General features: G+C 55.9%; 25 protein-coding genes and 1 tRNA gene. 10 read left to right on the top strand and 16 right to left on the bottom strand.

Annotation, left to right across the window (positions count from 1 at the left end; translation table 11 throughout):
• Window positions 1-966: 966 nt before the first annotated feature.
• From E6072_RS08235 to E6072_RS08225, 3 genes are all read left to right on the top strand, one after another.
• Window positions 967-1,275 carry a helix-turn-helix domain-containing protein gene (locus E6072_RS08235; RefSeq protein WP_024058948.1) on the top strand — a complete coding sequence of 103 codons (309 nt, stop codon included), beginning with the start codon at window positions 967-969 and terminating at the stop codon, window positions 1,273-1,275.
• Between the two features lie 171 nt (window positions 1,276-1,446).
• Window positions 1,447-1,746 carry a hypothetical protein gene (locus E6072_RS08230; RefSeq protein ID WP_024058949.1) on the top strand — a complete coding sequence of 100 codons (300 nt, stop codon included), beginning with the start codon at window positions 1,447-1,449 and terminating at the stop codon, window positions 1,744-1,746.
• Between the two features lie 1,539 nt (window positions 1,747-3,285).
• Window positions 3,286-4,617 (top strand): hypothetical protein, encoded by a 1,332-nt coding sequence (locus tag E6072_RS08225; RefSeq protein ID WP_239271772.1) that lies wholly within the window; start codon window positions 3,286-3,288, stop codon window positions 4,615-4,617.
• Window positions 4,618-5,186: 569 nt separating this feature from the next.
• Here the strand turns inward: E6072_RS08225 and E6072_RS08220 are convergent.
• The 4 genes from E6072_RS08220 to E6072_RS08205 all read right to left on the bottom strand — a co-directional run bounded on the left by E6072_RS08220 (window position 5,187) and on the right by E6072_RS08205 (window position 7,674).
• Complete coding sequence (locus tag E6072_RS08220; protein WP_016456430.1) at window positions 5,187-5,612, bottom strand: single-stranded DNA-binding protein; 426 nt, start codon at window positions 5,610-5,612, stop codon at window positions 5,187-5,189.
• Between the two features lie 91 nt (window positions 5,613-5,703).
• Complete coding sequence (locus E6072_RS08215; protein WP_016456431.1) at window positions 5,704-5,847, bottom strand: hypothetical protein; 144 nt, start codon at window positions 5,845-5,847, stop codon at window positions 5,704-5,706.
• Between the two features lie 160 nt (window positions 5,848-6,007).
• Window positions 6,008-7,030, bottom strand: a complete 1,023-nt coding sequence (locus E6072_RS08210) for a DUF4192 domain-containing protein (protein ID WP_316075844.1) — start codon at window positions 7,028-7,030, stop codon at window positions 6,008-6,010.
• Window positions 7,031-7,200: 170 nt separating this feature from the next.
• Window positions 7,201-7,674, bottom strand: a complete 474-nt coding sequence (locus E6072_RS08205; protein ID WP_080972893.1) for a recombinase family protein — start codon at window positions 7,672-7,674, stop codon at window positions 7,201-7,203.
• Window positions 7,675-7,709: 35 nt separating this feature from the next.
• Between E6072_RS08205 and E6072_RS08200 the strand changes: the two genes are divergently transcribed.
• Complete coding sequence (locus tag E6072_RS08200) at window positions 7,710-8,246, top strand: hypothetical protein (RefSeq protein WP_218079069.1); 537 nt, start codon at window positions 7,710-7,712, stop codon at window positions 8,244-8,246.
• 169 nt (window positions 8,247-8,415) lie between these two features.
• Here E6072_RS08200 and E6072_RS08195 read toward each other — a convergent pair whose 3' ends face one another.
• Entirely contained in the window at window positions 8,416-9,975 is a 1,560-nt protein-coding gene (locus tag E6072_RS08195) for a SulP family inorganic anion transporter (RefSeq protein ID WP_034664651.1), read from the bottom strand.
• 169 nt (window positions 9,976-10,144) lie between these two features.
• Here E6072_RS08195 and E6072_RS08190 point away from each other — a divergent pair, with 169 nt between their 5' ends.
• A complete protein-coding gene (locus tag E6072_RS08190) occupies window positions 10,145-10,549 on the top strand; it encodes a MerR family transcriptional regulator (RefSeq protein WP_048733850.1) in 405 nt (134 codons plus the stop codon).
• 386 nt (window positions 10,550-10,935) lie between these two features.
• Here the strand turns inward: E6072_RS08190 and E6072_RS08185 are convergent, their stop codons facing one another.
• The 5 genes from E6072_RS08185 to E6072_RS08165 form a co-directional block, all read right to left on the bottom strand.
• Window positions 10,936-11,079: a hypothetical protein gene (locus E6072_RS08185; RefSeq protein ID WP_180961475.1), complete on the bottom strand. Its 144-nt coding sequence runs from the start codon at window positions 11,077-11,079 to the stop codon at window positions 10,936-10,938.
• Between the two features lie 10 nt (window positions 11,080-11,089).
• Complete coding sequence (locus E6072_RS08180) at window positions 11,090-12,601, bottom strand: recombinase family protein (protein WP_070421670.1); 1,512 nt, start codon at window positions 12,599-12,601, stop codon at window positions 11,090-11,092.
• A gap of 20 nt (window positions 12,602-12,621) precedes the next feature.
• Window positions 12,622-13,701: a redox-regulated ATPase YchF gene (ychF, locus tag E6072_RS08175; protein ID WP_316075851.1), complete on the bottom strand. Its 1,080-nt coding sequence runs from the start codon at window positions 13,699-13,701 to the stop codon at window positions 12,622-12,624.
• A 96-nt stretch (window positions 13,702-13,797) separates the two neighbouring features.
• Window positions 13,798-15,231 carry an alpha/beta hydrolase-fold protein gene (locus E6072_RS08170; RefSeq protein ID WP_316075853.1) on the bottom strand — a complete coding sequence of 478 codons (1,434 nt, stop codon included), beginning with the start codon at window positions 15,229-15,231 and terminating at the stop codon, window positions 13,798-13,800.
• 44 nt (window positions 15,232-15,275) lie between these two features.
• A complete protein-coding gene (locus E6072_RS08165) occupies window positions 15,276-16,280 on the bottom strand; it encodes a 4-hydroxy-3-methylbut-2-enyl diphosphate reductase (protein WP_316075855.1) in 1,005 nt (334 codons plus the stop codon).
• A 77-nt stretch (window positions 16,281-16,357) separates the two neighbouring features.
• Between E6072_RS08165 and xseA the strand changes: the two genes are divergently transcribed.
• From xseA to E6072_RS08150, 3 genes are read left to right on the top strand one after another with little or no spacing between them, the layout of a single operon-like run.
• Complete coding sequence (gene xseA / locus E6072_RS08160) at window positions 16,358-17,644, top strand: exodeoxyribonuclease VII large subunit (RefSeq protein ID WP_288292845.1); 1,287 nt, start codon at window positions 16,358-16,360, stop codon at window positions 17,642-17,644.
• Window positions 17,637-17,852: an exodeoxyribonuclease VII small subunit gene (locus E6072_RS08155; protein WP_288292844.1), complete on the top strand. Its 216-nt coding sequence runs from the start codon at window positions 17,637-17,639 to the stop codon at window positions 17,850-17,852. Before xseA ends, E6072_RS08155 begins: the two co-directional genes overlap by 8 nt.
• Window positions 17,853-17,854: 2 nt before the next feature.
• Window positions 17,855-19,330 (top strand): LssY C-terminal domain-containing protein, encoded by a 1,476-nt coding sequence (locus tag E6072_RS08150; protein WP_288292843.1) that lies wholly within the window; start codon window positions 17,855-17,857, stop codon window positions 19,328-19,330.
• 30 nt (window positions 19,331-19,360) lie between these two features.
• On the opposite strand, the gene greA is transcribed toward E6072_RS08150, so the two are convergent.
• Both greA and E6072_RS08140 read right to left on the bottom strand, forming a co-directional pair.
• Complete coding sequence (greA, locus tag E6072_RS08145) at window positions 19,361-19,837, bottom strand: transcription elongation factor GreA (protein ID WP_278866125.1); 477 nt, start codon at window positions 19,835-19,837, stop codon at window positions 19,361-19,363.
• Window positions 19,838-19,976: 139 nt separating this feature from the next.
• Window positions 19,977-20,669: a hemolysin III family protein gene (locus E6072_RS08140; protein ID WP_288292842.1), complete on the bottom strand. Its 693-nt coding sequence runs from the start codon at window positions 20,667-20,669 to the stop codon at window positions 19,977-19,979.
• Window positions 20,670-20,819: 150 nt separating this feature from the next.
• On the opposite strand from E6072_RS08140, the gene E6072_RS08135 reads away from it, so the two are divergent.
• Window positions 20,820-21,584, top strand: coding sequence for an isoprenyl transferase (locus E6072_RS08135; protein ID WP_288292841.1), 765 nt, complete (start codon window positions 20,820-20,822; stop codon window positions 21,582-21,584).
• Between the two features lie 3 nt (window positions 21,585-21,587).
• On the opposite strand, the gene E6072_RS08130 is transcribed toward E6072_RS08135, so the two are convergent.
• From E6072_RS08130 to E6072_RS08115, 4 genes are all read right to left on the bottom strand, one after another.
• Window positions 21,588-23,186 carry an AI-2E family transporter gene (locus E6072_RS08130; RefSeq protein WP_316075860.1) on the bottom strand — a complete coding sequence of 533 codons (1,599 nt, stop codon included), beginning with the start codon at window positions 23,184-23,186 and terminating at the stop codon, window positions 21,588-21,590.
• Window positions 23,187-23,294: 108 nt separating this feature from the next.
• Complete coding sequence (locus E6072_RS08125) at window positions 23,295-23,792, bottom strand: hypothetical protein (RefSeq protein WP_288292614.1); 498 nt, start codon at window positions 23,790-23,792, stop codon at window positions 23,295-23,297.
• Between the two features lie 72 nt (window positions 23,793-23,864).
• Window positions 23,865-24,782, bottom strand: a complete 918-nt coding sequence (locus tag E6072_RS08120; protein ID WP_288292615.1) for a Bax inhibitor-1/YccA family protein — start codon at window positions 24,780-24,782, stop codon at window positions 23,865-23,867.
• A gap of 154 nt (window positions 24,783-24,936) precedes the next feature.
• A tRNA-Leu gene (locus E6072_RS08115) sits at window positions 24,937-25,013 on the bottom strand.
• Between the two features lie 152 nt (window positions 25,014-25,165).
• Between E6072_RS08115 and nhaA the strand changes: the two genes are divergently transcribed.
• On the top strand, window positions 25,166-26,539 hold the full coding sequence (nhaA, locus tag E6072_RS08110; protein WP_288292144.1) for a Na+/H+ antiporter NhaA: 1,374 nt from the start codon (window positions 25,166-25,168) through the stop codon (window positions 26,537-26,539).
• Window positions 26,540-26,554 lie beyond the last annotated feature (15 nt).

Genomic DNA, 26,554 nt, shown 5'->3' with positions numbered 1-26,554 from the left:
TTTCGTTTGCGGAAATCACGAAACCGCAGGTAGAGCGTTTCGTAATTTTTTCGTATTTTGATCGGCAAATTACGAAACGAGGTCAAAACTACGAAACGAGCGCGCTACAGACGTGTCACAGGTCATAAAAAGGCGCGCCCCTTGCGTGTCACCGTGACGCAGCATCCCGGCCGTGTCACATAGCTACAACCCCTGCAGCGTGCCCTCAATGAGGACGGTCTATGTCGTAGACATGTGCCCGTAATGTGTGTCTGTGTCTCTCCCTTAAAAGGTTTGGGTCGAAATGCCGCAAAATTACGAAACATCCCCGAAATGTGACGTGTCTGTGCAGGTCACAGCGTTATCGCGTGTTTCGTAATTTGGTTTTCCGATTTTCGTAGTTCTACGAAACCGCAGGTAGAGCGTTTCGTAATTTTTTCGTATTTTGATCGGCAAATTACGAAACGAGGTCAAAACTACGAAACGAGCACACTATAGACGTGTCACAGGTCACAAAAAGGCGCGCCCCTTGCGTGTCACCATGCCGCCACACAACAGCTGCCCCACCACAACACCCCAGCCGTGCCACGTGGCGTGTAGAAACGTGCTCGGTTCGATTCGTAAAGATTAGGTCGCAGGCTATTGTGCGCGACGCATAAGTTCCGTACGATGGCCCCCAGACCGTATGTGGCGTTTTAATTCGTTTTTGGTTTAGCCAGCCGCATACGGGGGATAACCCCGAGGATAATTCATAAAGAGACAGCCTCTCGACCGTGATAGGCGCGGTTCCTCCGACGAGATAGACCGGTCGGCAACGGCATTGCCAACCACAAAAGCGGTCAGGTAGGGAGTAAGCGCTCCCGTAAAGCGATGGGACGGCAGACCACCGTTCTAGCGAGTTGAGCACGGCACTCCAAGCCGCCTGAATAGCAAGCCGGTAAAGCACCCCGCTCCGGGACAGATCAATCTGCCCAGGAGCGTTTTTCTATGTCCGAAAAGGACACGACTACCGCCGTCGCGCCACGCTTTTACACGCTGCAGGAACTCGCCGATCTCGGCGTCGGCTCCGAGTCCACGTTGCGAAAAGCTATTAAAGAGGGCCGTCTTTCATTCCACCGTTTCGGCACCGCCTATCGGATTCGCCAAGACGATCTCGACGCCTACCTCGCGGCCGCACGCCGCCCTGCCCCGCAGCTATTCGACGGCTTCGTCGATGCCGTCGTGAATGCAGCGCCCCAACTGACAGATGAGCAGCGCCAGCAGCTCGTCACGGTGCTGGGCGGTGTGAAGCACTAATGCGGACAAACCCGCCTACGACGAGATCCCGCCGCTTAGCTCAGCTAGTCAGGCTGGGTCTTGAACTGAGTGCGAGGGCTGATGGGTGATGGCCGTGCTACTACACACGCGCGCTCCACCGTCGTGCCCCGAGTCCAAATAAACAGTTCATTCAACCAAGGAGAACAAACCATGTCTTTCAGAGACGATTACGCAGCAGCGCTGCGCGATGAGCAGCAAGCAAAAGATACCGTGAACGAGGCGCGCCGTGCACACAAAGCGACAAAGGAGCGCCTTGCGCAGTTGCGCAAGTATGCCGAAGAGTTCGAGGTGAATCTCGACGGTGACAAGTCCGCCAGCACCGAAGGGGACGGTGACAAGTCCGCCAGCACCGAAGGGGACAGCGATACACCTGAGAACGGTGACGGCGACACGCCTGAGAGCACCGAGGGCAGTAAGCCGAAGCGGCATCTAGAAGTTGTACCCGACTAACCCTTTAGCCGTACACGCAATCACCTCATGTGTGTACGGCCACGCGGCGTGACGACGTACAGCCGTCACGTTTGATGTCGCCACACACCCCGCTCGCAAGGGCGGGGTTTTCGCGTGTGTGCGGGTGGCTGCGGCACCGCTACACGTGACACTGTCACGATGCTTGCGCCGGTATCGGCGACGGGGCATATACACGTCTGCCCCGTCGCCTGGATCATCCGCCACATAGCTGGCGGTATGTCGCGCTGCTGTGATGCGCGGTCCCGGTCGGCATAGTCTTGTGTGGACTTGAAATATGCCGAAGACGGGGCCGTGGGTGCAGCAAAGACAGCAGCGTGGACAGAGCAGATTTCAGCAGCTGTGCTGCTGAAGATGCAACCGCGACGGCAGATGGTATGCGGCGCATGCCGCATAATGGACGCGTCGTGAGATACGCCAATATCCATCTCGGCAGGCTTGCCGTGATGGAGCGTTTCGTGATGACCCAAACACGACACATCGATGCTGGCATATCCGAATACATATCGACGGGATATATCGGATTGCCAGCATCGATGTGTCGTGACGTAAAGCATGGGTCATCACACAAGGTGCAGCGCCAGCTGCACTATTGGGCATCTTGACCGGAGCGCAGCGGAGGGCAAGACAGCACCAGCCAGACCGAGCGAGCGAGGTCTGAGACTGGGGCTGTAGGGGGCGGCGCGCCAGCGCCGGGCACCGGGTTATGCGAGCGCCAGCGAGCAGTAATACCCGGTGCAGTGCCTCGGCTATGCCGAGCGCCGGAGCGCAGCGGAGGCGTCGCACCCCCTTATGCCCTTTTCCCCCTTCTACCCCTATAACGACAAACATATAGGGGTTTTGACACAGAAGGGGGCTGCGACCTGCGTGTTTCGGGTCTTAATGCGGTCTTCGACCCTTACCCGAAACGGCCCGTTGATGCGCGAAGCGCACATGGTGCCTACGCAAAACCTGCAGGTCGCCACGCTGTGCGCACCACATACGGCGTCAGCCACTGTATGTCGGTCTTAAAGTAAGGGCCGATGACGGGTGGAAACGCCGCTTGCGGCGTCTTCCCGCGTCATCGAGACACCTGCAGCGAGCCTGCGAGCGCAAGGTGTCTAACCGAACGGCAAGACCGACATCGTTTACGTGGTGCGCACAGCTCCACCCTGCACTCTGGCACCGCCGCCAGGCGGTCATTGCAGGGTGGTGAACATCCCGCAGCGAGCTATCCGCCGCCAGGCGGTGTTGATGCTGCTGCGGGGGTAACGACACGGGTCCGAGTAACACACTTCATATCGGCCCGTGCCACAAGCACACTATCGGTGCAGACGCATCACGTTCGCGGCGGTCATATGCGCGCAAGCGCATGTAACGGACACCGCCAGCGACGTGTGTTTCGCAGCCGTAGGCTCGCGGCAGATCCAGCGGCAGCTGCTGATGCAAATGTGTAGCGCCGCGACTCGATTGGTTCATCTTTGTGGCAGCGGCTGTACGGCCCTGTGGCGGCCGTAGACGCCTCGGATGGACGGAGTGCGCGTGCAGAAGAACAGTTTCAAGACGTCGCTGTTCGTCGTGTATCTGCCGAAGTCGATGTGCAAGGAGATCCCCGACTACTACACCAGTGAGGTGGACGGGCGCGAAGTGAAACGTCCGCGCTATGTCGCCCGCGACTACGAGGAAGCAAAGCAGTACCTCGAAGAGTCAATGCGCTGGCTTGCAGAAAACTTCATCCCCGGCGGTATCGACGCAGTCGCTGGCGGTGATATGAACTTTGACGAATCAACGCCACACATCCAGTTCCAGGCGGATACGTTCTCACCGAAGCCCGAAGATCCCGACAAGCTCCGTTGCCGCCCCGGCATCGCGTACAACACTGACACCTCAGTGCGGTACACATCCGGCCCGAAGAAGGGCAAGCAGATCTCGGGTAATCAAAAGTTCATCGACGCGCAACGCGGACTCCGGGAGCACATGCACGCGCTCGGTTACCCGGTAGAGCTAGAAGTCTCCGAACGACACGACGAGTCACTGAACCTCGACCGCTACACCGAGCAACAAGACCGGGAGCGCGACCTTGCGAAACGTGAGGATGATGTGGAAGTCAAGAAGCGATCCGTGCAGCGCGACATGGACGCAATTGATCGTGACCGCGAGCAGGCTGCTAAGGAACTTGAACAGGCGCAAGAAGCCCGCGAAGCAGCCCAGCGCGTACAGGAGAATGCTGAAGCACAGGCTCGCGAGGTTGCCGAGCGTGTGCTCAAGGAAGCACGCGAGAAGGCCGAGCAAGAAGCCGAAGAGATCCGCAGCGAAGCACGCAAGGATGCTGAGCAGGAGTTGGGCCTGGCCGAAGCGCAAGCAGACGAGCTGCTCGAACGAGCCGAAGAGACTGCGCGGGCCAAGGCGGGCGATATTACAGCCGCAGCTCGCAGCGAAGCAGAGACGATCACTCGCAAGACCGACGAGGCCCGTAAGCAGGCTGAGCGCGACGCCGAGACGATCCGCAGCAAAGCACGAGATGAGGCTACGAGCATCCGCGACGAGGCCACACGCGACGCTGCAGTAACGCGCAAGGATGCCCGCGATGAGGCTGATCAGATCCGCCGCAACGCGCACACGGACGCCGAAGATGAAGCCGCCATCATCATCGAAGAAGCGGTGAAGTCAGGACAACAGTTGGAGCACTTGGATAAGAAGTTCCTGGTGCAAGAACTGCATCGCAGCCCAGAGTTGCTTGAGCGTTACACGCTGTTCAGGCAGTCGCAGACCTCAGGCAAGAAGGGCGGGGCGCAGCAGCGTGCACGCGAGCGCATCGAGAAGCGCCGCCAGCAGCAACAGCAGCGTGATCGTGATGGCGGTATGGAGTTGTAGCACTGCTCTCCCCTGCCCTGTACGGCCTTCTGCGGGCCTAACAGGGGGCCGTCGGCGTCGTAGGTCATTGGCGGCGGGTAAACGGCTGATATTCAGCGAAAATCGAAGAAATCTCGGCTAGGCGGGGCCGGTGTCACTACGTTGCGCAGTGAATTGGCCTGTTGAGTGGCGGAGATAGTGCGCAGCACGTCGGTGTGTACGACGGGGCATGTGCTGCGCAGAAGAGATGTCCGTAGAAGGGCCGACAGAATGTCGTTGTCATTCTGTTGCGTAGTAAAGGTGTCAATAGGATGACAAACCACTTCACTGCCCAATTCACATGTCATTAAAGTGACAGGGCATTTGATTGCGCAGTAAACGTGTCGATGAAATGGGTGCCCAATACACAGTGCAACCTACGTGTTAATGAAATGTCACAGACACTACATAGTGCAGTGAGTTGCGCAGCAGAAACGCCAGTAAAAGCACCGCACCACTGCACCGTAAAACTGCACAAGTGATTCGCAGCAAATTGGCGTGTGAAATGGTTGAAAAAATAACCCCGCAGGTTTCCCTGCGGGGTTTCGTAGTTAGAACGGTACTTCTTCGCCCTCAGCGCCAGCCAGGGCGGCGGTCGCCGCCTCGCCTCCGCGACGGGCAGCGCGAGCAGCGGACTCCTTCTTGGAATCGATCAGCTGCACCGTGTCGATGCGCGCCACCAGCGGGTACTGCTTCACACCGTCCTTGTCGGTGTAGACGTCGGTCTTGAGCGAGTAGCTCACCGCAACGCGATCGCCGGAGCCGATGCAGCCGAACACACCGGGGTTCGCGGCGTCCTGGACGTAGCCGGTCAGCTCCACGATCTCGCTTTCCACCTTGCCGGTGGACTTGTTCTTGAAGGTGTTGCGCGCATAGACGCTGAGCTTCACCGTCGCGCCGCCGTTTGCGTGCTCGAACAGCTTGGGTGCGCGAGCTGCGTTGCCGACGATGGTGCCGTTGTTGAAGGGGTTGGACATGTTGGTTCTCCTTACGTGAGTGGGTGTGATTTGCCGTGCAATTTGGGTACTTAAGCAGCTGCTTTGCTGCTGCGGGGCGGTTGCGCTGTCGTTACAACACTGCCCAGGGCAGCGGTGTGCCTGCCGCCTCTAGGTCGCGCAGTTCTTGTGCTGCGCCCGGATCGGCGTCCTCGCCGTCGATGCCGTCGGCGAGCTGGTAGAGCAGTTCCAGGTCGGTGTGGGTGATGTCGCGCATCACGTGCCTCCTTGTTCGGATTGATGGTCAATCCGTCTGTTGGAGACAGCTCTGCTGTCTAAAGGTCACTCCCCTGCCTCGTTGCGGTGTCTGTCGTCGCAAGCCAAGGCCCCGCGAGAAAAAGAAACCCCGTTGCATTGCTACAACGGGGTGTGTGGTGCTACTCGGCAAACAAGATCGTGCGGGTCTTCTCAGCGCCCTCGCGGACAAGCTCGACCATCCGCTCGCCCTGGCCGATATCGGTCAGCTTCGCCACCAGCGACGGGAAGTTCTCGTCTGGCCCGATCTCGGTGGCTCGCTGCGCAGCCACGCCAGCTAGCCCCGGCTGGCCTGTGGCGTGAGCGAGCACGGCAACAGTGGCGGTGAGCTGCGAGCGCATGCCTGGCCAGCTGGTCGGGACAGCGCGCATAACCTTCTCTATGAACGCAAGGCCCGCCTGCGGCTCATCGAGCAGTGCGGCAAGCAGCGTGTCCCGCAAGCGCGGCGTGGTGAAGCATTTCAGCGCAGACCGAACAGCGCGAGCGCTCGGCTGGGTGATCCCTGCCGCCGCCTGCTCATACTCACGCTGCAGCACGTCTGCGAACATGGGCGGGATATACGCCAGCGCGTCTTCGATGATGTCGGCGTGCTCGGCAGCGTCGATGCCGTGGTCAGTGCTGTTCAACCGTGCCTCGATGTCGTCTTTGCTCGGCTCCGGCAGCTCGCCGGTGTGCTCTAGCATCTGCTGCAGCGCCGCTGATGCGGCGACCTCGCCGACAACACCGTGGCGCGGCTCGTCGATGAGCGGATGCTGGTACACAGACCACCAAGCAGCCCCAGTGACGATCTCGGGCACCTGCACCACCCCGAGCAGCGGCGGTAGCGGCGAGGCCCCGCTGGTGAGGTACGTGGCCGTCTCGTCGAAGACCGGCTGCGCAATGTCATCGCTGATCATGTACGCGATAACAGCGTCGAGTTCGAGGTGGTGGACCCACGCTGCGAACCGCTCGCGGCTCTCGGTGAGCTTCTCCACTGCTTCGTCCAGGTCGAACCGTGCGACCGGGCCGAGGCGGACGGTGTCGACGCCCTCGTCGTCGACGAAGAACGCGAGGATCAGCGAGTTGTTCGGGTAGAACCCGAGGATGCCGGGGAGGTTCGCGAGGATCTCGCCGTGGGATGCAAGCGTGTGAGAATGGGTGGACATGGCAGTGCTCCTTTGCACGAATACGGGGTGTATGTGGTCAATCCCGTATTCGGCCCGGCTCTGCCGGTCGCAGGCGTATCCCAGCAGTGCAGCACTCATGTGTGCCGAGCGTCGCTAGCGCAGCCTGATGCCTTCTCGCCGGGTGCGAGCGCTAGCGACGCAGCCTGTGCTTAAGCGTCGGCTTCGATGCGCTTGAGAGCGCGATAGATCGTCGGCCGCGAGACGTTAAAGGTGCGCGCTACAGCGCTGACGGACTTGCCGCCGTCGATAAGCTCCTTGGCCATCTGCGCCTGCTCAGCGCTGAGCTTCGGCTTGGGGCCGGCGACCCTGCCCTGTGCGCGGGCGTGCGCCACGCCCTCACGGGTGCGCTGGACAAGCAGGTCACGCTCCCACTCGGCAAGACTTGCCATGACGTTGATAACCACCTTGTCGGTGGGCTTCGACGTGTCCAGCGCTGGCTCCAACACCTTGACGTTGATGTCACGCTCGGCGAGGTCAGCGATGGTGTTCACGGTGTCCGCGAGGCTGCGGCCGAGCCTGTCCAAGCGCGTGACAACGAGCGTGTCGTCGGGGCGCATGTACGCCAGCGCGTCATCAAGACCAGGCCGTTGCCAGTTGGTGCCGGAGATGGTGTCTGAGTAGATGTGGTCCGGGTCGCAGCCAGAGCCTGAACGCTCAGATGACTTCGAGCCTGACTTCTAGCCTGGAACCGCTGGTAGAAGTAGCTGTATCTGAGGCAATGTCGAAAGAGCCTAAGAGCCTGCACGAGGCAGCAGAAGCCTCTAAGAAGGCTCGCAGCGCTCTGCTCCAGGAGAAGGAGTCCAACGAAAAGCTGCTGGAGGAGATACGCGCAGAACGCAAGCAGTATAACGACGATATGGAAAAGTCGAACACGAACTTTATTAAGGCCTGCATGTCTGCCTCGTGGATTGCAGCCAGTGTTCTCTTCGTTGCTATCGCACTCGTTGCTGTCGGAGCCTTGGGGAACGGGCTGCTAAGTATGCTCGGCATACCCGACGGCGTGTCTGCCTTGTGGGGTCACGTCCAGGAGGCCAACGGCATCGGCCCAACACTGGGCTGGTTGGCGTTAACACTTATCGTCATAGGGGTTCTTATAGCGCTTATGACCTGGATGTTGTCCCAGGCTGCGCCGGGTATTGCTCACTTAGTCGAGGAATACCGTCGCAATCACCCGAGGAAAGAAACGAACCACTAACTAGAACACGTGCACCGTAAAAAGTAAAAATCCCCACAACACAGCGTAGCGGTTAACCGCTACGCTTCTTTTATGCTCTTCCTATGCCCCAACTTTGCAACAGCACCAATAAACTGGCGCCCCGGTTATAAGTTGGGGCGCCAAGTCGATGTGCTCGAGTCGGGGGATGTTAGTGGCCGGTGCCAAGCCGGCCAGACAGGCGGTTCAGCCGGTCCTGACTGGGACCGTCGAGCCCGATAATGGACACGGTTTTGCCTCTGTCCTGGAACTTCTGCGTAATCGCGTCAAAGGTCGCGACCGTGGAGGCATCCCAGATCTCCGCCTCAGTGAGATCAATAGTGATATGACGGGCAGAATCGGTGTAATCAAAGCGATAAACCAGGTCATTGCTTGATGCCCAAAACAACTGGCCATGCACCCGGTAGGTACGAGTATCAATCTCTCCATCGCCGTCGCCGTCGATCTCGGAGACCTTTTCAATGGAAGCGATATGTGCCATCCGACGGGCGAACATGATCATCGCGGTGACCACACCCAACACCACACCAATGGCCAGGTTGCTGGTGGCTAGGGTGGCAATAATCGTCACGGCCATAACAATGGTCTCAGAGACCGGCATGAGTTTAAGGGTGCGTGGATGCACCGAGTGCCAGTCGATGGTGCCGACCGAGACCATGATCATGATTGCCACCAGGGCAGCCATCGGGATCATGCCAACGATGTCGCCCAGTGCCAGGACCAGGACCAGCAGGAACACACCGGCTAACAGGGTGGATAGGCGGGTACGTGCCCCGGATTCGCGGACGTTGATCATGGTTTGACCGATCATCGCGCAGCCACCCATGCCGCCGAAGAAACCGGAGGCAATATTAGCCACCCCCTGTCCCCAGGATTCACGAGTTTTATCGGAATGAGTGTCGGTGATGTCATCGACGAGCTTGGCGGTCATCAACGATTCCATGAGACCGACCACGGCCATGGCCAGGGCATAAGGCGCGATGATCTGCAGGGTCTCCAACGTCCACGGCACGTTCGGAATAAACAGGGACGGTAAGGTCTCCGGCATCTTGCCCATGTCCGAGACCGTCGGGACAGTCAAACCGGCGGCAATGACCAAACCGGTGAGCACGATAATCGTGACCAGCGGGGCGGGGATCACACTGGTGAGCTTGGGGAAGAAAATCATGATCACCACACCCAAGCCGACGAGTGGGTAGACTATCCAAGGCACATCAATGAGGTGTTCGAGTTGGGCGGTGAAAATCATAATGCCCAGTGCATTGACGAAACCCAGCATCACCGATCGGGGGATAAAACGCTGAAGTTTCGCCACACCGAGGGCGCCGAGCACGATTTGTAGGACACCGCCCAACAGGACGGTGGCGATGAAATAATCCATCCCGTAACCACGCGCCACAGGAGCAATGACTAGGGCGATAGCCCCGGTGGCGCCGGTGATCATTGCCGGGCGGCCACCGGTAAAGGCGATCGCAATGGCCATGACTACCGAGGAAAACAGACCCATGGCTGGGTCAACACCGGCAAGGATGGAAAAGGCAATGGCCTCAGGGATCAGCGCCAGGGATACCGCCAGTCCGGCCAGAATCTCTATACGGATACGGGCGGGGGAAGAAAATGCGTAACGGAAGGATGCGATGATCCCGGTAGGGGCATCAGCGCCGTCTGGACTCAGGAGGGGGCGGGGGGCCGCCGTGCTAGTTTCAGTCATAGATGTCCAATCTTTGAGGGGATAGGTAACTGGGCGAACGCCCGAAAGGAATCCAACCCTCTAGTAACTTTAGGTTTGGTGATGGTGGTCATGGTAGCGGGAGTTTTACTCAACCGCCAACCCAGGCACAGGAACCCGTGGGCAACATCACCGTGAAGGAGAACAGGCAATGCAAAACAGTAATTTCAAGATCGGCGAGGTCGTTGACCAGACGGGGTTGTCGATTCCCACCTTGCGTTATTATGACAACGTCGGCCTGATTACCCCATCGGGGCGTAGCCCTGGTGGGTTCAGGCTTTATAGTGAGGCTGATGTACGTCGTGTTTTGCTGGTGCGACGGATGAAACCGCTGGGGTTTACTCTGGATCAGATGCGGGAATTCCTGGAAGCTGCGGAGATTCTTCATAGTTCAGATGGCGGGCAGGACAGTGATACCGCACAGCAGGCACGGAGTAATGCCAAGGCCACCCTTGCCGACATTCGTGAGGAGACGCGCACCCGCTACGAAAAGCTACGCAAGCAAATTGCCTACGCTGAGGAATTCCTCGATCTGGTCAACACCCTGGTACCCTAAACTGCCCCCATCCTTCGCAGGGAGAAAAAGACCATCGTATTGAATGCGCTCTGTCGAATCGCGTTCCAGATGAAGTGGACGAACGCCCGCGGCCTCTCCGGAGTGGATGGCGATAGTACAGAGGACTTCTGAAATCCGTGCAGACGACTCCTCAAAACGACACAGTCATCCAAGGTCACAAAATCGAAAATTGTCACTTAACCCCATCACTTCCAAACCGGCTTAAGTGACAAAATGCCATCGCTAAAGTCCCGATTTGAGTCCCAGGACGTGCGCCTTAAGAGAAATAACTAAAGCCCCTACCAGTGTTTCTCCTGGTAGGGGCTTGGAAGTTGGTAGCGGGGGCAGGATTCGAACCTACGACCTCTGGGGTAACAAGAGCCGTGTCATACTTCCTGCGAACGCCACGGTTGAGCAGTGTCGCCCCCGATACACGAAGGCAGATCTCCCCCGAACTGCCGGCTCCCGTGGCGTTCCTTCGTAAGAGCTTTGCGCGCCGCAGCGCATGCGCGCGATTGTTGACGTGTCACACACTGCAACCTAGTTCCACACGATCTGCACCGATTCAGGGTTAAAGGTCTTGGTGCCGCGCACGCCACGGCGCAGGCGCACCTGGCACAGGGTATTGATGACTCGGCGCTGCACGGCAAGCTCTGCGTTGTCGAAGGCATCCACGGGCGAGGCGTAGCCGGTTGTGTCGAGCAGCGCCGATGCGCCAGCAAGACGGGCACGGCGCGTTTCGAGTTTCTCGATCTGCGGCTCATAACGGTTTCGCGCGCGCTTGAGGTCACGGGCCTCGATAAGCTCCTCATCGTAGTCAGCCTGGACGCGGGCGAGCTTTGCGCGAAGCTCAGCGAGTTCGTCGTCGATGGCGTTGACCTCGTCGTCGTCCACAGTCGGCAGCAGGTCCGCCAGGTCGTCACGGCCAAGGCGGGCGCGGATCACGGCGAGCACAAAATCATCGACGCTATGTGTGCGCACTAATCCACAGGCGGCGCAGCGGTAGCGGTCGGCATGTGTGCGCACGGGGTTGCCACACTCGTCGCAGACATACAGACCCGAGCCGAGATGGCGGCGAGTGTTCCGGCGCTCCTTGTTGGTCAGCCGGTCGGGATCGTCGAGCACGTTCTGCACGCGCCACCACAGATCTGGTGTGACGATCGGCTCCCACTGCCCTTTCACCGGCTCGCCGGTATCGGGGTCGCGGACGATATGCGTGACACGGCGGTATTTGTTCTTCACGCCTTTGCGCTTGGCCTTCTTATAAGTGGAGTAACCCGCATACACGGGGTTGCGCAGGATCGAGTGCAACGACGTGTAGGCCCACGGCTGCGCGTCGGGAACCGGCTTTTCTTCCTGGCCTTCAGCGCGGCGTCGAGCGTTGCGCTCTGTGACCACGGTGTACATATGGCGCGGCGTGGTCGGGATATCCGGCAAGCCCGGTTGATCGACCCCAGATAAGGCGCGCGCAATGTCGCGCATGGAGTTGCCCCTCTCGACAGCGCGGAACATACCGAGCACGGCGGCGGCTTCGGATGGAATGATCTCGCCGGTGGAGGTGTAGCCGATAGGGCGCACACCGCCGGAGTACCAGCGGCCCTGCTCGGCGCGTTGCTGTTGCGCACGAGACTGGCGCATGCTCTTTCGCTCGATCTCGCCGCGTGCCACGGCTGCTTTGATGCGCGCGTACATTCTGCCGCCGTCGGTGGCAAGGTCAGCATCACCGTTCGCAGTGACGAGTTTCAGCCCCTGCTCCTCTGCCCTGTCGATCCACTCTTCGAGCTGCCAGGGCTGCCGTGTGAGGCGGTCGAGGTCCCAGCAAATGATCGCGTCGATCTCGCCGCGCTCAAAGGACGCCACCATCGCGTCGTAGTCGGGGCGGTCCACGTCCTTCTTCGACGCGGAGATCGACTGATCGACGTAGGTATGCACGACGTCCCAGCCGCGTTGCTCGGCAAGGGCTTCGCAGTCCTGGCGCTGCCGGTCGATGGCGAGGCCGTCCATGGCAGCATCGAGCGAGATACGGAGGTAAATAGCAGCACGTGTTGTCATGCCGCTAACACTAGCGCGCCTCAGGTTACATTGAAACGAAACTCCACTACGTCGCCGTCTTGCATTACGTATTCTTTGCCTTCTTGGCGCAGCTTTCCGGCGTCGCGGGCAGCGTGGATCGAACCGAGTTCCACTAGCTCATCAAAGCCAATAATCTCGGCTTTGATGAATCCGCGTTCAAAATCGCTATGGATTACCCCCGCCGCTTGGGGAGCGGTCCAGCCTTTATGGATTGTCCAGGCACGGGACTCTTTTTCCCCGGCAGTCAGGAACGTTTGCAGCCCCAAGGTATCGAAACCTACCCGGGCTAATTGATCAAGACCAGACTCGCTCTGTCCGGATTCTTCCAGCATTTCCCGCGCGTCCTCTTCATCCAGTTCCACTAGGTCGGCCTCGAACTGGGCATCTAGGAAAATGGCTTTCGCCGGCGCTACCAGATTTTCTAGTTCACGGCGCTGATCCCCATCCAGCACCTGCTCGGCATCCATATTGAACACATAGATAAAGGGCTTCAAAGTCATCAACTGAAATTCTTTTAGCAGATCTTTATCCAAGTCACCGTGGGCAGATAAAAGCTCTCCGTCCTCTAATATCGCCTGGGCTTTCTTGACCTCTGCCAGCACTTCCGGAGGAGTTTTCCGTCCGCGCACTTCCTTTTCTAGCCTTGGTACTGCCTTTTCTAGAGTCTGCAGGTCAGCCAGAATCAGTTCGGTAGAAATGGTTTCAATATCGGAGGCAGGGTCAATCTTGCCATCTACGTGCACCACGTCCGGGTCGCTAAATACCCGAGTTACCTGGCAGATAGCGTCGGCCTCCCGGATATTGGCTAAGAACTGGTTACCGAGACCTTCCCCTTGGGAGGCGCCTTTTACGATTCCTGCAATATCTACGAAAGAAACCGTCGCGGGCACAGTTTTCGCAGATTGGAACATTTCGGTTAGTTTCTGCAATCGCGGATCCGGCAGCGGCACTACCCCCACGTTGGGGTCGATAGTCGCGAACGGATAATTCGCGGCAAGCACGGTTGCGCGGGTGAGCGCATTGAACAAAGTTGATTTACCGACGTTAGGTAATCCTGCAATCCCAATTGTTAAAGCCACGCCTCTACCCTATCGAAGGGTGAAAGCGGCAGGAAATCTAGCCAAAAAACGCTTAGTTCCCGAGTACGCCCCCCTGCCCGCTCTCGGTGGCTCCCGCTAGCCTGCCCCGGTAAGGGTCTGCACAATCTCTGCCAGCGAGGTATAGAACTCCCCGAATCGGTTAATAGGAAGCATGACCGCCACGATCACTAAAAGCATCGCTGCTATCGATCCAGCTAGGGCCCGCAAATAGGCCGTGCGACTAGCCACTTTCATCACTTTGGGAACCCGGCGAATTAGCGTACCCAAAGCCAAAATGGCCACCACCCCTGCAACTGCGATAGTTCCCCATCCCATGAGGGAAAATATCCCCGGACCAGTATCTGGCAGCAGCGCTGAATTGGCACCTTTAATTTGGGCAGTCTTCGGGGCGTCACTACTGCGCACCTGTTCCCACCAGCGGTAAAGCTCTGGCATTTGCTCCCGCCAAATTGCCCAATTGTGTCCGCCTTTCGGCTCAATATGTAGCTGTACCCGGTCGCCTGGTTTAAAAGAAGCCTGCGAAAAGGATTTCGCTAAATGTAGGGAATCTTTATCTAACCTCGCCCCCGATACATACATATTTAGTGGCCAGGGGCGTTTCTTGCCCGCTAAAACTGAAAGGGTATTGTCTCGGAATCCGGTACTATTTTTCCCTCCCCAAGCCCCCACGATCGGCTGATCGTAGCCGGAAAGCACTGCGCTAGTACCAAAAACATCCCCGTAGAGAATCCCCAGGCGCGCGCTGCAATAAGCTCCGGAAGAATTCCCGGCGATCATCCAATCTTTTCGCTTTTCAGATACGTTCGGGAAGCTAGAGCGCACCATTTTGGGAATATCGAAGCTCAGCCAGGTGGCAGTTTGCGCCCCGTTCTTTACATCCGCGCAGGTAGGGGCTTTAAGGTCAACGTTTCCTTCCGGAATAACCACGATAGTGGGAGCGATCTCTCCGCTATCAATTGCTTTTTGCAGGTTGTTAGAAAAATCGAGGGCGAGGGCGACCGATACCGGAGATCCCGGGTAGCCGTGGATAAACTCCATAACGTTATAAGTGGTGTTTTTATCCAAGGGATCATACCCCTGCGGCGTCCACACGATTACCTGCTCTTTTACCCCAGATTGCGGCCCGGAAAACACCGTTAGTTGTCGGCCTTTCGACAGGGGTTTAAAACTAGGGATCCATTCTTCTTGCCCCGGTAAAGCCGGCGCGGTCAAGGGATTTAGTTTTTCAGAGGCAGCAGGTAAACGTTTGTCTGCTCTCCCAGATTTCTTGGCAGCTATTTTGGATCCCCGCTGGGTATCACTGATTTTTACCTGGCTGTTTTGCTGATCGCTAACCATCTGCCACAGCTCAGAAGGGGTGGATACGTATTGCATCGGCAAGTTGACCAGCAGACCCACTGCCACCACCTGGATCACGGCTACCAATAAAACCACCAAAACCGACCGCAGGTAATGCCCAGGTTGGCGAATCATCAGCGGCAGTGCTAGCAGCAGACCGACTGCTGCCACACAAAAGAGGATAACGAAGGGTAGAGAGGTAAGCATGCTTGCCGCTAGCAGGTATGCCCCGGATCGTTGGTGCGCCGGCGGTTATTGTTTTTTATGATTCCTGCTTCTGTCAGTTCTTTACGCAAGGGTAAAGGCAGCGCGAAAGTTACTGTTTCCTGGGCGGTTTCCACTTCCTCTACTTCCGCAAATCCCCATTGTGCCAGCTGCGCTAAAACCTCTTTTACCAGCACTTCTGGCACGGAAGCACCGGAGGTTAGCCCCACGGTTTCTACCCCTTCGAACCAGATCTCTTCCATCTCTAAGGCCTTATCAATGCGATAGGCACGCTGGGCCCCGCCTACTTCTGCCACTTCTTTTAACCGCACTGAGTTGGAGGAGTTCGCCGACCCTACGACCACTACTACCTCGGCCTGTTCCGCAATCTTTTTTACTGCCCCCTGCCGGTTTTGAGTGGCGAAACAAATATCTTCACTGGGGGGATCACTGAGCCCTGGGAATCGTTCTCGTAACCTATCTACAGTTTCTCTAGTTTCATCCAGGCTTAAAGTAGTTTGGGAAAGCCACACCACTTTTTCCGGGTCACGCACCTTTACTTGGTTTACGCTTTCGGGGTCGCCTACTACTTGAATATGGTCGGGGGCCTCCCCTTGGGTACCTTCTACTTCCTCGTGTCCTTCGTGGCCTACCAGCACAATGTCATAGTCAGCCTTGGCGAAACGCAGGGCTTCGCGGTGAACTTTGGTCACCAAAGGGCAAGTGGCATCGACAGTTTTCAGTCCCCGCCGCTTGGCCTCTTCCCGCACCGCCGGAGATACTCCGTGGGCGGAAAACACTACCCGCGCCCCGGTGGGAACTTCATCTAGTTCAGTTACAAAACGCGCACCTTTAGCGCTAAGCTGCTCCACTACAAACTTGTTATGCACAATCTCTTTACGCACATAAACTGGGGCTCCATAGAGCGCTAAGGCTTTTTCTACTACGTCTACCGCGCGATCTACTCCCGCGCAGTAACCGCGCGGGGATGCCAAGAGTACCTTCTTAGTTGCCACGCCCCTATCCTACTCAGGTATTTTACTTCCCGCCGAACCGGTGACTGCCGGGCAGTACCTGTGGGTAGAATGAAGCGGTGCGCACAAATCCTCAGGGTCCGCAAACATCGCTGGCTCCCACGGCTGCCCAAACCACTCGGGAAAACCCGTGGCCACTATCTTTGCTGACCGCTAATATCAAGAAATACGTGAACCGAATGTCGCCACTGTGGGTCAGCGGGCAGGTCGTGGAATATAAACGGCGTCCGGGAGCGCGCATGGCTTTCTTTGTTCTGCGGGACGCCAACCAAAGCACTTCTATGACGGTAAAGTGTTGGCCTACGGTACTCGACGCGGTCGGGGATAACTTTACCGAGGGCGCGCAAGTAGTTGTTTACGCCAAACCCGATTTTTATGAGGGTTCAGGTTCTCTTTCGCTGATGGCTAAGGAAGTCCACGCAGTCGGGGTGGGAAACCTGCTTGCCCAGATTGAGGCACTCCGCAAGAAACTAGCCGCCGAGGGGCTATTTGCCCAGGAAAACAAGCAACCGCTACCGGTGATTCCCCGTAAAATCGGTTTGATTGTGGGGCGCAATGCGAAAGCCAAACAGGACGTAATGGTGAATGCTTTGGCACGCTGGCCACTAGCCGAATTTGAAGTGCGAGAAGTGGCAGTACAAGGTCCCACTTGCGCCGCGGAAGTAACTCGGGCGCTAGCCGAACTGGACTCCCTCCCCCAGGTAGAGGTGATTGTGATTTCCCGCGGGGGCGGCGCAGTCGAAGATCTGCTACCTTTTTCCGAGGAATCTTTGGTGCGGGCCGCAGCAACGGCGCGCACCCCTCTAGTTTCTGCTATCGGGCATGAAGAGGATGCGCCCCTGCTAGATTTCGTGGCTGACTATCGGGCGTCTACCCCCACCGATGCGGCGCGGCGGATTGTGCCCGATTTACAGGAGGAAATCTTAGGGGTTCAGGGCGCCCGCTCCCGTTTGCGCACCCAGATGCTCGCCCTCGTAGATCAACATTTAGGGCAATTAGCCCAGTTGCGTGCCCGCCCCGTGATGGCCGATCCTAGCGCGGTTATTGCGGCTCAAGAACATTCTTTGGCACTAGAGGGTCAGCGGCTGCGTTTTCGTTTTGAAACCCAGCTGGAAAACCAGCTAACTTCCTTGCGCGGATGGCGCGATGCGTTGAAAGCCTATTCTCCCCAGGGGATTTTGGAGCGTGGCTACAGCATATTGCGCTCGCCTGCTGGTGGTGTCGTCAACTCGGTATCGCAGGTAAGTAAAGGGGATCTGTTAGAGGCGATTTTCGCTGACGGCACCGCGGTAACCAAGGTTTTTGGTACGAATCAGAAAAATAGTTCAGGAGGCAGTGATGAGTGAAGAAAACACGGAAGTTCCGGTGGCAGAACTTTCCTATGAGCAGGCGCGCGAACAGTTGGTGGCCGCTATTGCCCAGTTAGAGTCCGGCAAGCTGGGACTCGAGGAATCTTTAAAGGTGTGGGAGCGCGGGGAACAGCTCGCGAGTCACTGTCAATCCTTTTTAGATGATGCCAAGCAACGTTTGGAACAGGCTAAGAAATCAGAATAGTCATGGCTACCAGCGAAGATAATCCAGCACTCAATACCGGGATTAAGGAACAGCTGCCAGCGGACGCGAGCGCGGACGCCCTAGCGAATACGAAAGACCAAGAGGTTACCCCGCAAGAGGGGACAGAAAACGACGAACACCTGCCCTTTGAATTGGGGCAGAAACTGGGGTATCACCGCTCTGCTCCCCTCACTCTCTACCAGATAGTCGATTACGTTTTTGTGGTAATCGCCGCGGTTTTAACCGTGAGACTTGCTTGGATCCTCCTAAAACATGGTTTCCAGCTGTCTCTGGTGATCTTGGTTTATTTAACTTTTTTCTGGGTGCTTTTAGCCTACCTAGCACTACCGCGCCTACATCAAATAATGTCTTCGCTCTATGTTCCGGACTATTACATTGGGCGTTCTAAAACCGGGGATGGGATTTTGGGGGATCCTATTAACCTGGCTTGGCTGGGAGAAGAGGATGATATCCACCTGGCGATGCAGGCAGCCGGCTGGACAATGGCTGATGAGATCACGCTTTCTTCTTCTTGGAAAATTATTTTTGCCAGTGTTTTTAAGCGCTCTTACCCGGCGGCTCCGGTTTCTCCGCTCTATCTTTTTGGGCGGAAACAAGATTTTGCCTATCAACAAGAGGTAGACGGTAACCCCAGTAAGCGACACCATGTGCGTTTTTGGAAAGTTCCCGAGGGCTGGAAACTGCCGGGAGGAATCCAGGTGGATTGGCTAGCGGCGGCAACTTTCGATAAGGCGGTCGGCCTATCGCTATTTACTTTGCAGATCACTCACAAGATTGACGAAAACATCGATATTGAACGTGATCATGTAGTAGACACCGTCCGCGAAGCCTGCACCAGCGTAGAGGTGGAGGTGATTCCCGACGCTACCAGTGCCTATCACTCGCGCAACGGCGGAGGCGACCGGGTGCAAACCGATGGCAGCATGCCGGTGATTGAAGCGAACCTAGTCAGCGAAGAGCACTTGAATCCACATGAAAACCTGGCTTTGCAACACAAAGGGTATTTGCGTTCTTCCCGCGAACAGACAGAAAAGAAAAAGAAACGCCGGTTGCTGCGTGACCGCCAGGTACCAGCCACTTCTTTGGCCTGCGGGATTACTTTAACAGCGTTGCACGCCCTGGAACTGGCAGTTGTCGGCTACATTTTAGCCACCAATCCGAAATACGCTGATGAATTGGGCTTTTCTTTTTACCAGACCCGCCTGGCAGGCTACGGTTTCATGGCGTTAGCGGTCTTACTTACCGTCTTAATCGTGGGAACTTTATTTCACCAAAAATGGATGCGCCTAGGCTTGCTGTTGGTGCTAACTGCAACGGTATTTGTGCGGATGATGGAGTCTTTGGGGATTGAGGGCGCTTCTGGCACTCCCCTCTGGATTACTTCCACTACCCTATCGGTGTTGGCGATTTTAGCGATTACTTCCCCGGCTGCGCGACGTTGGGTAAAGGTCGAATAACTTCACCTGTCTCCCCCAACAAACCCCAAATTACTGGTAGGGAGTCACTTCCAGTAGCTTTACCTGGATGGTTTTGCCATTGGGAGCCAGGTAATCAACGGTTTCGCCCACTTTATGCCCCATAATTGCTTGCCCCAGCGGAGCATCCGGGGAATAGACATCCATATCTACGTCGGGGCTGGCTTCGCGTGACCCCATCAAGAAGTTCACTTCCCGCCTCCCTAAGGTAGCTTTTACCACCATCCCGGGCTCTACAACACCGTCATCTGCAGGCGGCTCGCCTATCTCGGCATTTTCCATGATTTCTTTTAGCTGCAGAATCCGAGTTTCATTCCAAGACTGTTGTTCTCGAGCTGCATGGTAGCCGCCATTTTCTTTTAAGTCACCCTCTTGGCGAGCCTCATCGATTCGACGGGCGATCGCCGGACGCTCTACTTCTTCGAGATGGCGTAGCTCTTCTTTGAGACGATCATATGATTCCTGGGTCATCCAAGTCTTGTCTGCCATCGTGTTCTCCTCAGCTAATAAAACAAAAGACTGACCACGCCGAGCGCGGTCAGTAAAACAGCAGGTATCAGTGTAACAAATTGCCGCTTAAGTTGCTATCAGGGGCAATCTGTGGGGACTACCAGTCTAAACTCTCCGGTCAAGCCAGAACCGCGAAATAAGCGGCAACACAAATACAAGTCCACCCCGCCACCGTACCGGCGTGAAAAATCTCGTGGTAGCCAAAGTAGCGGGCATTTCTACCTGGCCAACGCAGACCATAAAAAACCGCGCCTATTGTGTAGCACAATCCGCCGGCTACTAGTAGCCAGATCAGAGCCAATCCGCCGGCTTGACGTAGCGGCGCCATATAGCCAACAGCTACCCACCCCAGCAAAATGTAGATGGGAACATACAGCCACCGGGGAGCACCTGGCCAAAATATCGAAAGCAAGATTCCGGCCAAGGCACCCAGCCACACCAGCACCAATAGGTTTCTCGCCTGGGGGTAAGACAAGAGGGAGACTGCGATCGGGGTATAAGACCCCGCAATCAACAAGAAAATATTGCAATGATCGAGGCGGCGCATCACGCTGTGAGCACGTTTGCCCCAATCTATGCGGTGGTACAGCGAAGAAACCCCGAAAAGCAGTAGGGAACAAACCAAATAGACCGCACACGCCCAGCGTTCCTTAGCGGTATTGGCTAAGCAAATCAGCACAATGGAGGCAGCCAGAGAAAGCGGTACGGTAACGGTGTGAATCCATCCCCGCATTTTAGGTTTGGGCAAGACGCTTAAAGAGTCCGTTACTCGTTTTTCTACCTGCGTGTATGTTCCTTCATCAGGTGTCATCCTTCCTCCTTGGGTCAGATAGAAACCTGTCCCAGCCTAAAAGCTACGGCAGACTATTTTACTTGCGACCTACGCTATTGCAGGGGCGCAATAGTGTCAACAGCACACCGTAGGGGGTAAAATTCAACTATTAACTCTAAAGGAGCAAGCTTGACTCACCTTACAGATCTGGTCTATCGACTCTATGCCCGCAACCTAGAAAAGGCACTCCCTACTGAATCTTTGCCGCGCCACGTGGGGGTAATCCTGGATGGGAATCGGCGCTGGGCGCACCAGGTAGGGGCGCAATCTGAAACCGGTCATAGAGTTGGTGCGGACAAGGCTCTTGAATTTTTAGGGTGGAGTGAAGAGGTCGGGATTCCGGTAGTTACTCTTTGGATGCTCTCTACCGATAACCTGCGACGTTCTGGGGAAGAACTCAGCAAGCTCTTTGACATTATTTGCACCGTTGTAGAACAAATAGCTTCCCTTGACCGCTGGCATTTGCGGTTGTTAGGGAATCTTTCTCTTTTACCGGATCAGGTACAACAGCGTCTACAACGGGCGGTAGATCAAACGCGTACTGACTCTCCCCTGACTGTAAATATCGCGGTGGGCTATGGAGGGCGCGAAGAAATTACCGAGGCAGTACGCAACTTGTTACTGGAAAAGGCACAAGAGGGCGCTACTTTAGAAACCGTTGCCAGGGAGCTTTCGGTTGACGAGATAACTTCCCATGTTTATACCGCCGGGCAGCCGGATCCTGATTTGGTTATTCGGACTTCTGGGGAGCAGCGTCTGTCTGGATTCTTGATGTGGCAGTCCACTCACTCCGAATACTATTTTTGCGAAGCCTTCTGGCCCGATTTCCGCAAAATCGACTTCTACCGCGCACTGCGCGACTTTGCCCTGCGAGAAAGGCGAATGGGTAAATAAAACTTATTCTTCGCTACCGGCAGTTTCTGAATTATCTTCCGGTGAGGAGGCGCCGTCTCCCTCTTCGCGGGCTGCCTGTTCGGCCTGGGCAACTTTTTTAATTTTAGTGGTCGCCCCTACCTCAAAATCAGTTTTCGCGTCCCCCGGGAGCATCTGGTTAGGATCGGCACTGGCAAACTCAGAAAGAGTGCTTTGAATTTCTTTCTGTACTTTTTCGGCCTGCTCCGCATGTTCCAGAATACTTTGCCGCTCCCCATCCTTTTCTGCCTCTGCCTTTGCTTGGCGGGCTTCCGCTAGATTTTGTTCGCTAGGTCGCGCAGCTTCCGCAAGTTCGCGATCTAAAGATCCGGGAGGACCACCTGGACGATCCTTCTGGTAGCTGAGGCGAATAAAGCTGTCATAGCCGCGCAGGTAGAGCACGGTAGTATTCACGAAAGCCAAGATCGGAACCGCGAAAACTGCCCCCACGATTCCCATAGCGGCACCACCGCCGGCCACTGCCAAGAGCACTGCGACTGGATGCAGACTGACCGCATTCGACATTAGAGCCGGTTGCAGCAAATTGGATTCGACCTGCTGGACTACCAAAATAATAATCAGCATCACGATAGCGGTGGTGAAACCTTTATCTACCAAAGCGATAGCTACCGCCATCATCCCGGAGAGGATTGCTCCCAAAATCGGTACGAAGGCCGCCAGGAACACTAAAATCGCCAAGGGAATAGCAAGCGGCACCCCAATCAGGTAGGCACCCCCACCAATACCTACAGCGTCAATCGCTGCCACCAAGCATTGGGTGCGAGTATAGGCACCGAGCGTAACCCAGCCGCGAATAACTGCTTCGTTTAGGGGATTACGTGCCGAACGCGGAATAAGCCGCAAGAACCATTGCCAAATTTTACGGCCATCTTTTAGGAAGAAGAACAGGCAGAATAAGGCGGTCAGCGCCCCGGTGAAGGCTCCCGCCACCGCTGACATGGTTCCCAAGGCATTGGATGCCAGCCATGAAGCATTCTTGCGGGCATAGCTTTGAATTTGATCTTGGGCTTGCTCCCACAGCTTAGTGGCCGTCTCGGTATCCATTTTCAACGGACCAGTAGCGAGCCAGTGGATACCTTCATCCACGCCCTCTTTAGCGCGACCTATTAGATTGGGAAGTTCGCTAGCCAATTGGGTGCTGGAGATCGAGATCATCGCGGAGACGATTCCCAACCCAATAATCAGGGTTACTGCCGCTGCCAAAGTCCTTGGAAAATGCAGTTTTACATATAAAAATCCCAATACCGGTTCTAGCAGCACCGATAATAACAACGCTACCGCTACCGGGACCATAATCACTTTGAATTTTGCGACGACGAATATAAAGGCACCAAAAGCCAAGCCCACCACTAGTAGGCGCCATGACCAATCAGCCGCTACCCGTAAGGTGAACGGAACCGCATCTTCTTCGGATCCTGGATTAGCCTCTGCTTTCATTTCCGGTAAATCCTGGTTATAGGATTCGATGTCCAGCTGGGAAGGGGTTTTCTCTGGCTGGGGAAGTGAAAGGTTGCTTAGTAACTTGCGTCCTGTTTGCCTTATTCGTTCGAGACGAGAGTTCATAGTACAAGATTAGCAGCGTCCTTGAGCTAGCTTAAAAACCAGCTTCCCGCTACCTTGCCTAGTTAGTTGCAGAATTCGGTAACTAAGCCCTGCCAGTTTGAAACTCGGTTAACGGGTCATCCGAGAGATCGTTTGTCCCGAATCTTCATCGACGAGGCTAAGCCCATCCATAGTGAAGCCATTCACTCGTAAAAAACGTCGTTTCTCCTGATCTGACCGCAACACCCAGGCCTGTGCAGGGGTATCAGCATCGAGTACATAATCCAAAAGCCGTTGAGCAATATCTGGAGAATAGCTCTCGCGAATAATACCGAAAAAAGCAATATCTAGGTTACGGGGAGCCGGCCCCAACTGATGATCATCTTGGGGTGAGGGAGTAACGTAGGCCATTCCCACCACTTGGCGTCCCCGAGAAGCAAAGGCTATTCGGCGCCCTTTAGTCTGTAAAATCTGCTGGTGCCAATAACTGAGCAGTGCCTCTTCAGTATGTTTTTCCCAAAAAGTTTCCGGAGCCTGACTACCGATAGTTTCGGTTAGAATCCGGCGATGCGCCATGGCCGCGCCGGCAGCATCAACCAAAGTGGGAGTTCTTACTATCACCGGCACAGCTATTTCCTCTCTAAAAGTACTTCGGGGCGACTAGCCTTATTGTAGTCGCCCCGAAGCAAAGTTTTTTATTTAGTTGTCTCTCACGATCGCCAGGATCCGCAGGATCTCCACGTAGAGCCAGACCACCGTCACCATAATCCCCAGGGCGCAGCTCCAGGACATATCTTTATCCACTCCCAGGCGCACGCCCTCACGAACCATGTCGAAGTCCGAGATCAGGGACATGGCTCCAAAAATCACCGCGAATAGCCCCACCAACAGTCCTAAGGGCAGTCCCATCACGGTAATCTGATCAATGTTACCTATCGCGCTGGAGGGAGTAACCATCGCTAACACCATCGCCAAGAGGCGATAAACAATGATTGAAACCAATCCGAGCAGCAAGATCTTCATAAACTTCGAGTTGACCCGCACCAGTCCCGATTTAAACAGCACCAGGCAGGTAACGAATACAGCAACTGTCCCGATCAGAGCTTGCACCACGATCCCGGGATAGCTGTATTCGAAGAACGCGGAAATACCACCGATAAACAGCCCTTCAAAGAAGGAATAACCCAAAGTGATCGCCGCTGAAGGCTTACGACGGAAGGAAGAAACCAACACCAGCGCGAAAGCCACCAAAGCGGAAACTGAAGAAATGGTGAGCATAGTTCCCGCGTTAGCCGTTAAGTCATTTACGCCCCAAAACCATAGCGCCGCCGCGGCCAGTACCATTACCCCAAAACTTGCGCCGGTGCGTACCAGCACATCGTCTAAAGTCATGGGACGAGAAACTCGCTGCTGCTCACCCAGTTGCTGACCTTGATCAAAGGTAGTTTGTCCGGGAATCGAGGTGCTTTGTCCGGGAACGCCGGGGGTAGCGGACTGCGGATATCTCGGATTAGCGGACCGCGCGTCCCCTCCCACCTGGTAGCCAGGCATTTCGGGATAACCGGCGGGAGTGCGACGCATCTGCTCGCCTACTTGATTCATAACCGGATTTGCCATCTAGATCTCTCCTTCTTCCGATACCGGCCACTTCCGCTTGGCAACTGCATTAGTTGCGCCCTGTAAGTTTTCAGAGGCGGAAGCCAGGCCACTAATCAAATTATTAGTGAATGTTTCTTAAAACTTTCTGGATGACTTCCGCAAAAATAATGAGTGGTACCCCCGGTCGGACTCGAACCGACACTGGACTGATTTTAAGTCAGCTGCCTCTACCGATTGGGCTACGGGGGCTTTACCTGGGCATTTATTATTCCCTGGGATACGCTAGTGCGCACCAGCCAAGTTTTGTTTTACCAAAAGTGAAAACCTTTTGTAAAGCGCCACTCCATATTAAACCTCAGGCATCCCCGATTGTCGAAACGAATAACCGTTAACATAGGGGCATGCGCGAAAGACATGGAGACAAAGACCAAGGATCCGGGAATAAAGAAACGCAGCGGGACATTCATTACTTCCCGCTAGAAAAAGAGGTTGAAGAACTGGTTAGTCCCCCTGACTATCAGGATCTAGCGGCTCCTTCCCCCAAAGATTACAGCGAGGATGCTCCCCATGGGGTCGCTACCTCCATTAAACGGGTGTTAGCTAATGACATTGTGGCCGGTATGATTTTGGTCTCGGCCGCTATCTTGGCACTAGTTTTAGCGAACGCCCCTTCTCCGGTGCGGGAAGGATATATGGCGCTTTCAAACTTCGAGTTTGGTCCGCGTTCCTTAGGGTTACACCTAGCGGTACATGAGTGGGCACAAGATGGCATTCTCACCCTGTTCTTCTTCGCGGTGGGCCTGGAACTAAAACAAGAGTTCGCGGTAGGTTCCCTGCACAATATTAAGGTTGCTGCTATGCCGATTATCGCCGCGATATTCGGCATGATTGGTCCGGCCTGCGTGTATCTGATAGGAACTGCGATTTCTGGGGATAATGCCTGGCATGGTTGGGCGATTCCCACCGCTACCGATATCGCCTTCGCGGTGGCAATTCTGCAGATCTTTGGGCGTGGCCTGCCGCTAGCGGCTCGTACCTTCCTGCTAACCCTGGCAGTCGCCGATGACCTGGGTGGAATTTTGGTAATCGCCATCTTCTATGCCACGGGAATGAAGTTTATTTCCCTATTGCTGGCGTTTGTTTGCGCCGCGATTTTTGGTTTCTTAGCCCAAAAACGCTGGGGACGCTGGTGGATTCTAGTTCCCCTGGGTATTGTGACCTGGTATTTCATGTTTGATTCTGGGGTACACGCCACTATCTCCGGAGTGCTGCTAGGCATGACGGTTCCCGCCAAACAACTCCCCGGCGAGAGTGAACCGGAAACTGAACGTCTCACTGAAGCAGTCAACCCCTTTAGCGCGGGACTGGCAGTGCCGATTTTCGCTTTCTTCGCTGCCGGGGTAAATGTGGTGGATGTGGCCGGCGGTCCCCTCAACGTGATTACTCACCCGATCGCGCTTTCGGTCATGCTGGCGATGCCCCTTGGTAAAGTGCTGGGAATCTTCGGTTCCGTAGCCCTGTTCACCAAGGTAACTCCCTTGACTCTAGGTGAGGGCGTAGGGCTGCGCGACGTACTCCCAGTTTCATTAACCGCTGGTATCGGCTTCACAGTAGCACTACTGATTTCCCACCTGGCCTTTAGAGGGGACGCGGAACTGACCCAAGCAGGATCCTTGGGGGTATTGATGGGAACCTTCGCTTCCGTGATCCTGGCCGCCATCGCCCTGCAAATTCGGGTACGGCATTTAAAAGCTGCCGGAAAGATCCAAAGCTAAAACCTATAGCCTCCC

This window comes from Varibaculum cambriense (genome assembly GCF_032557235.1).
Taxonomy (GTDB): domain Bacteria; phylum Actinomycetota; class Actinomycetes; order Actinomycetales; family Actinomycetaceae; genus Varibaculum; species Varibaculum cambriense_C.
Note: the sequence above shows the minus strand (reverse complement) of the source record. Positions and strands in the feature narration are given on the sequence as shown.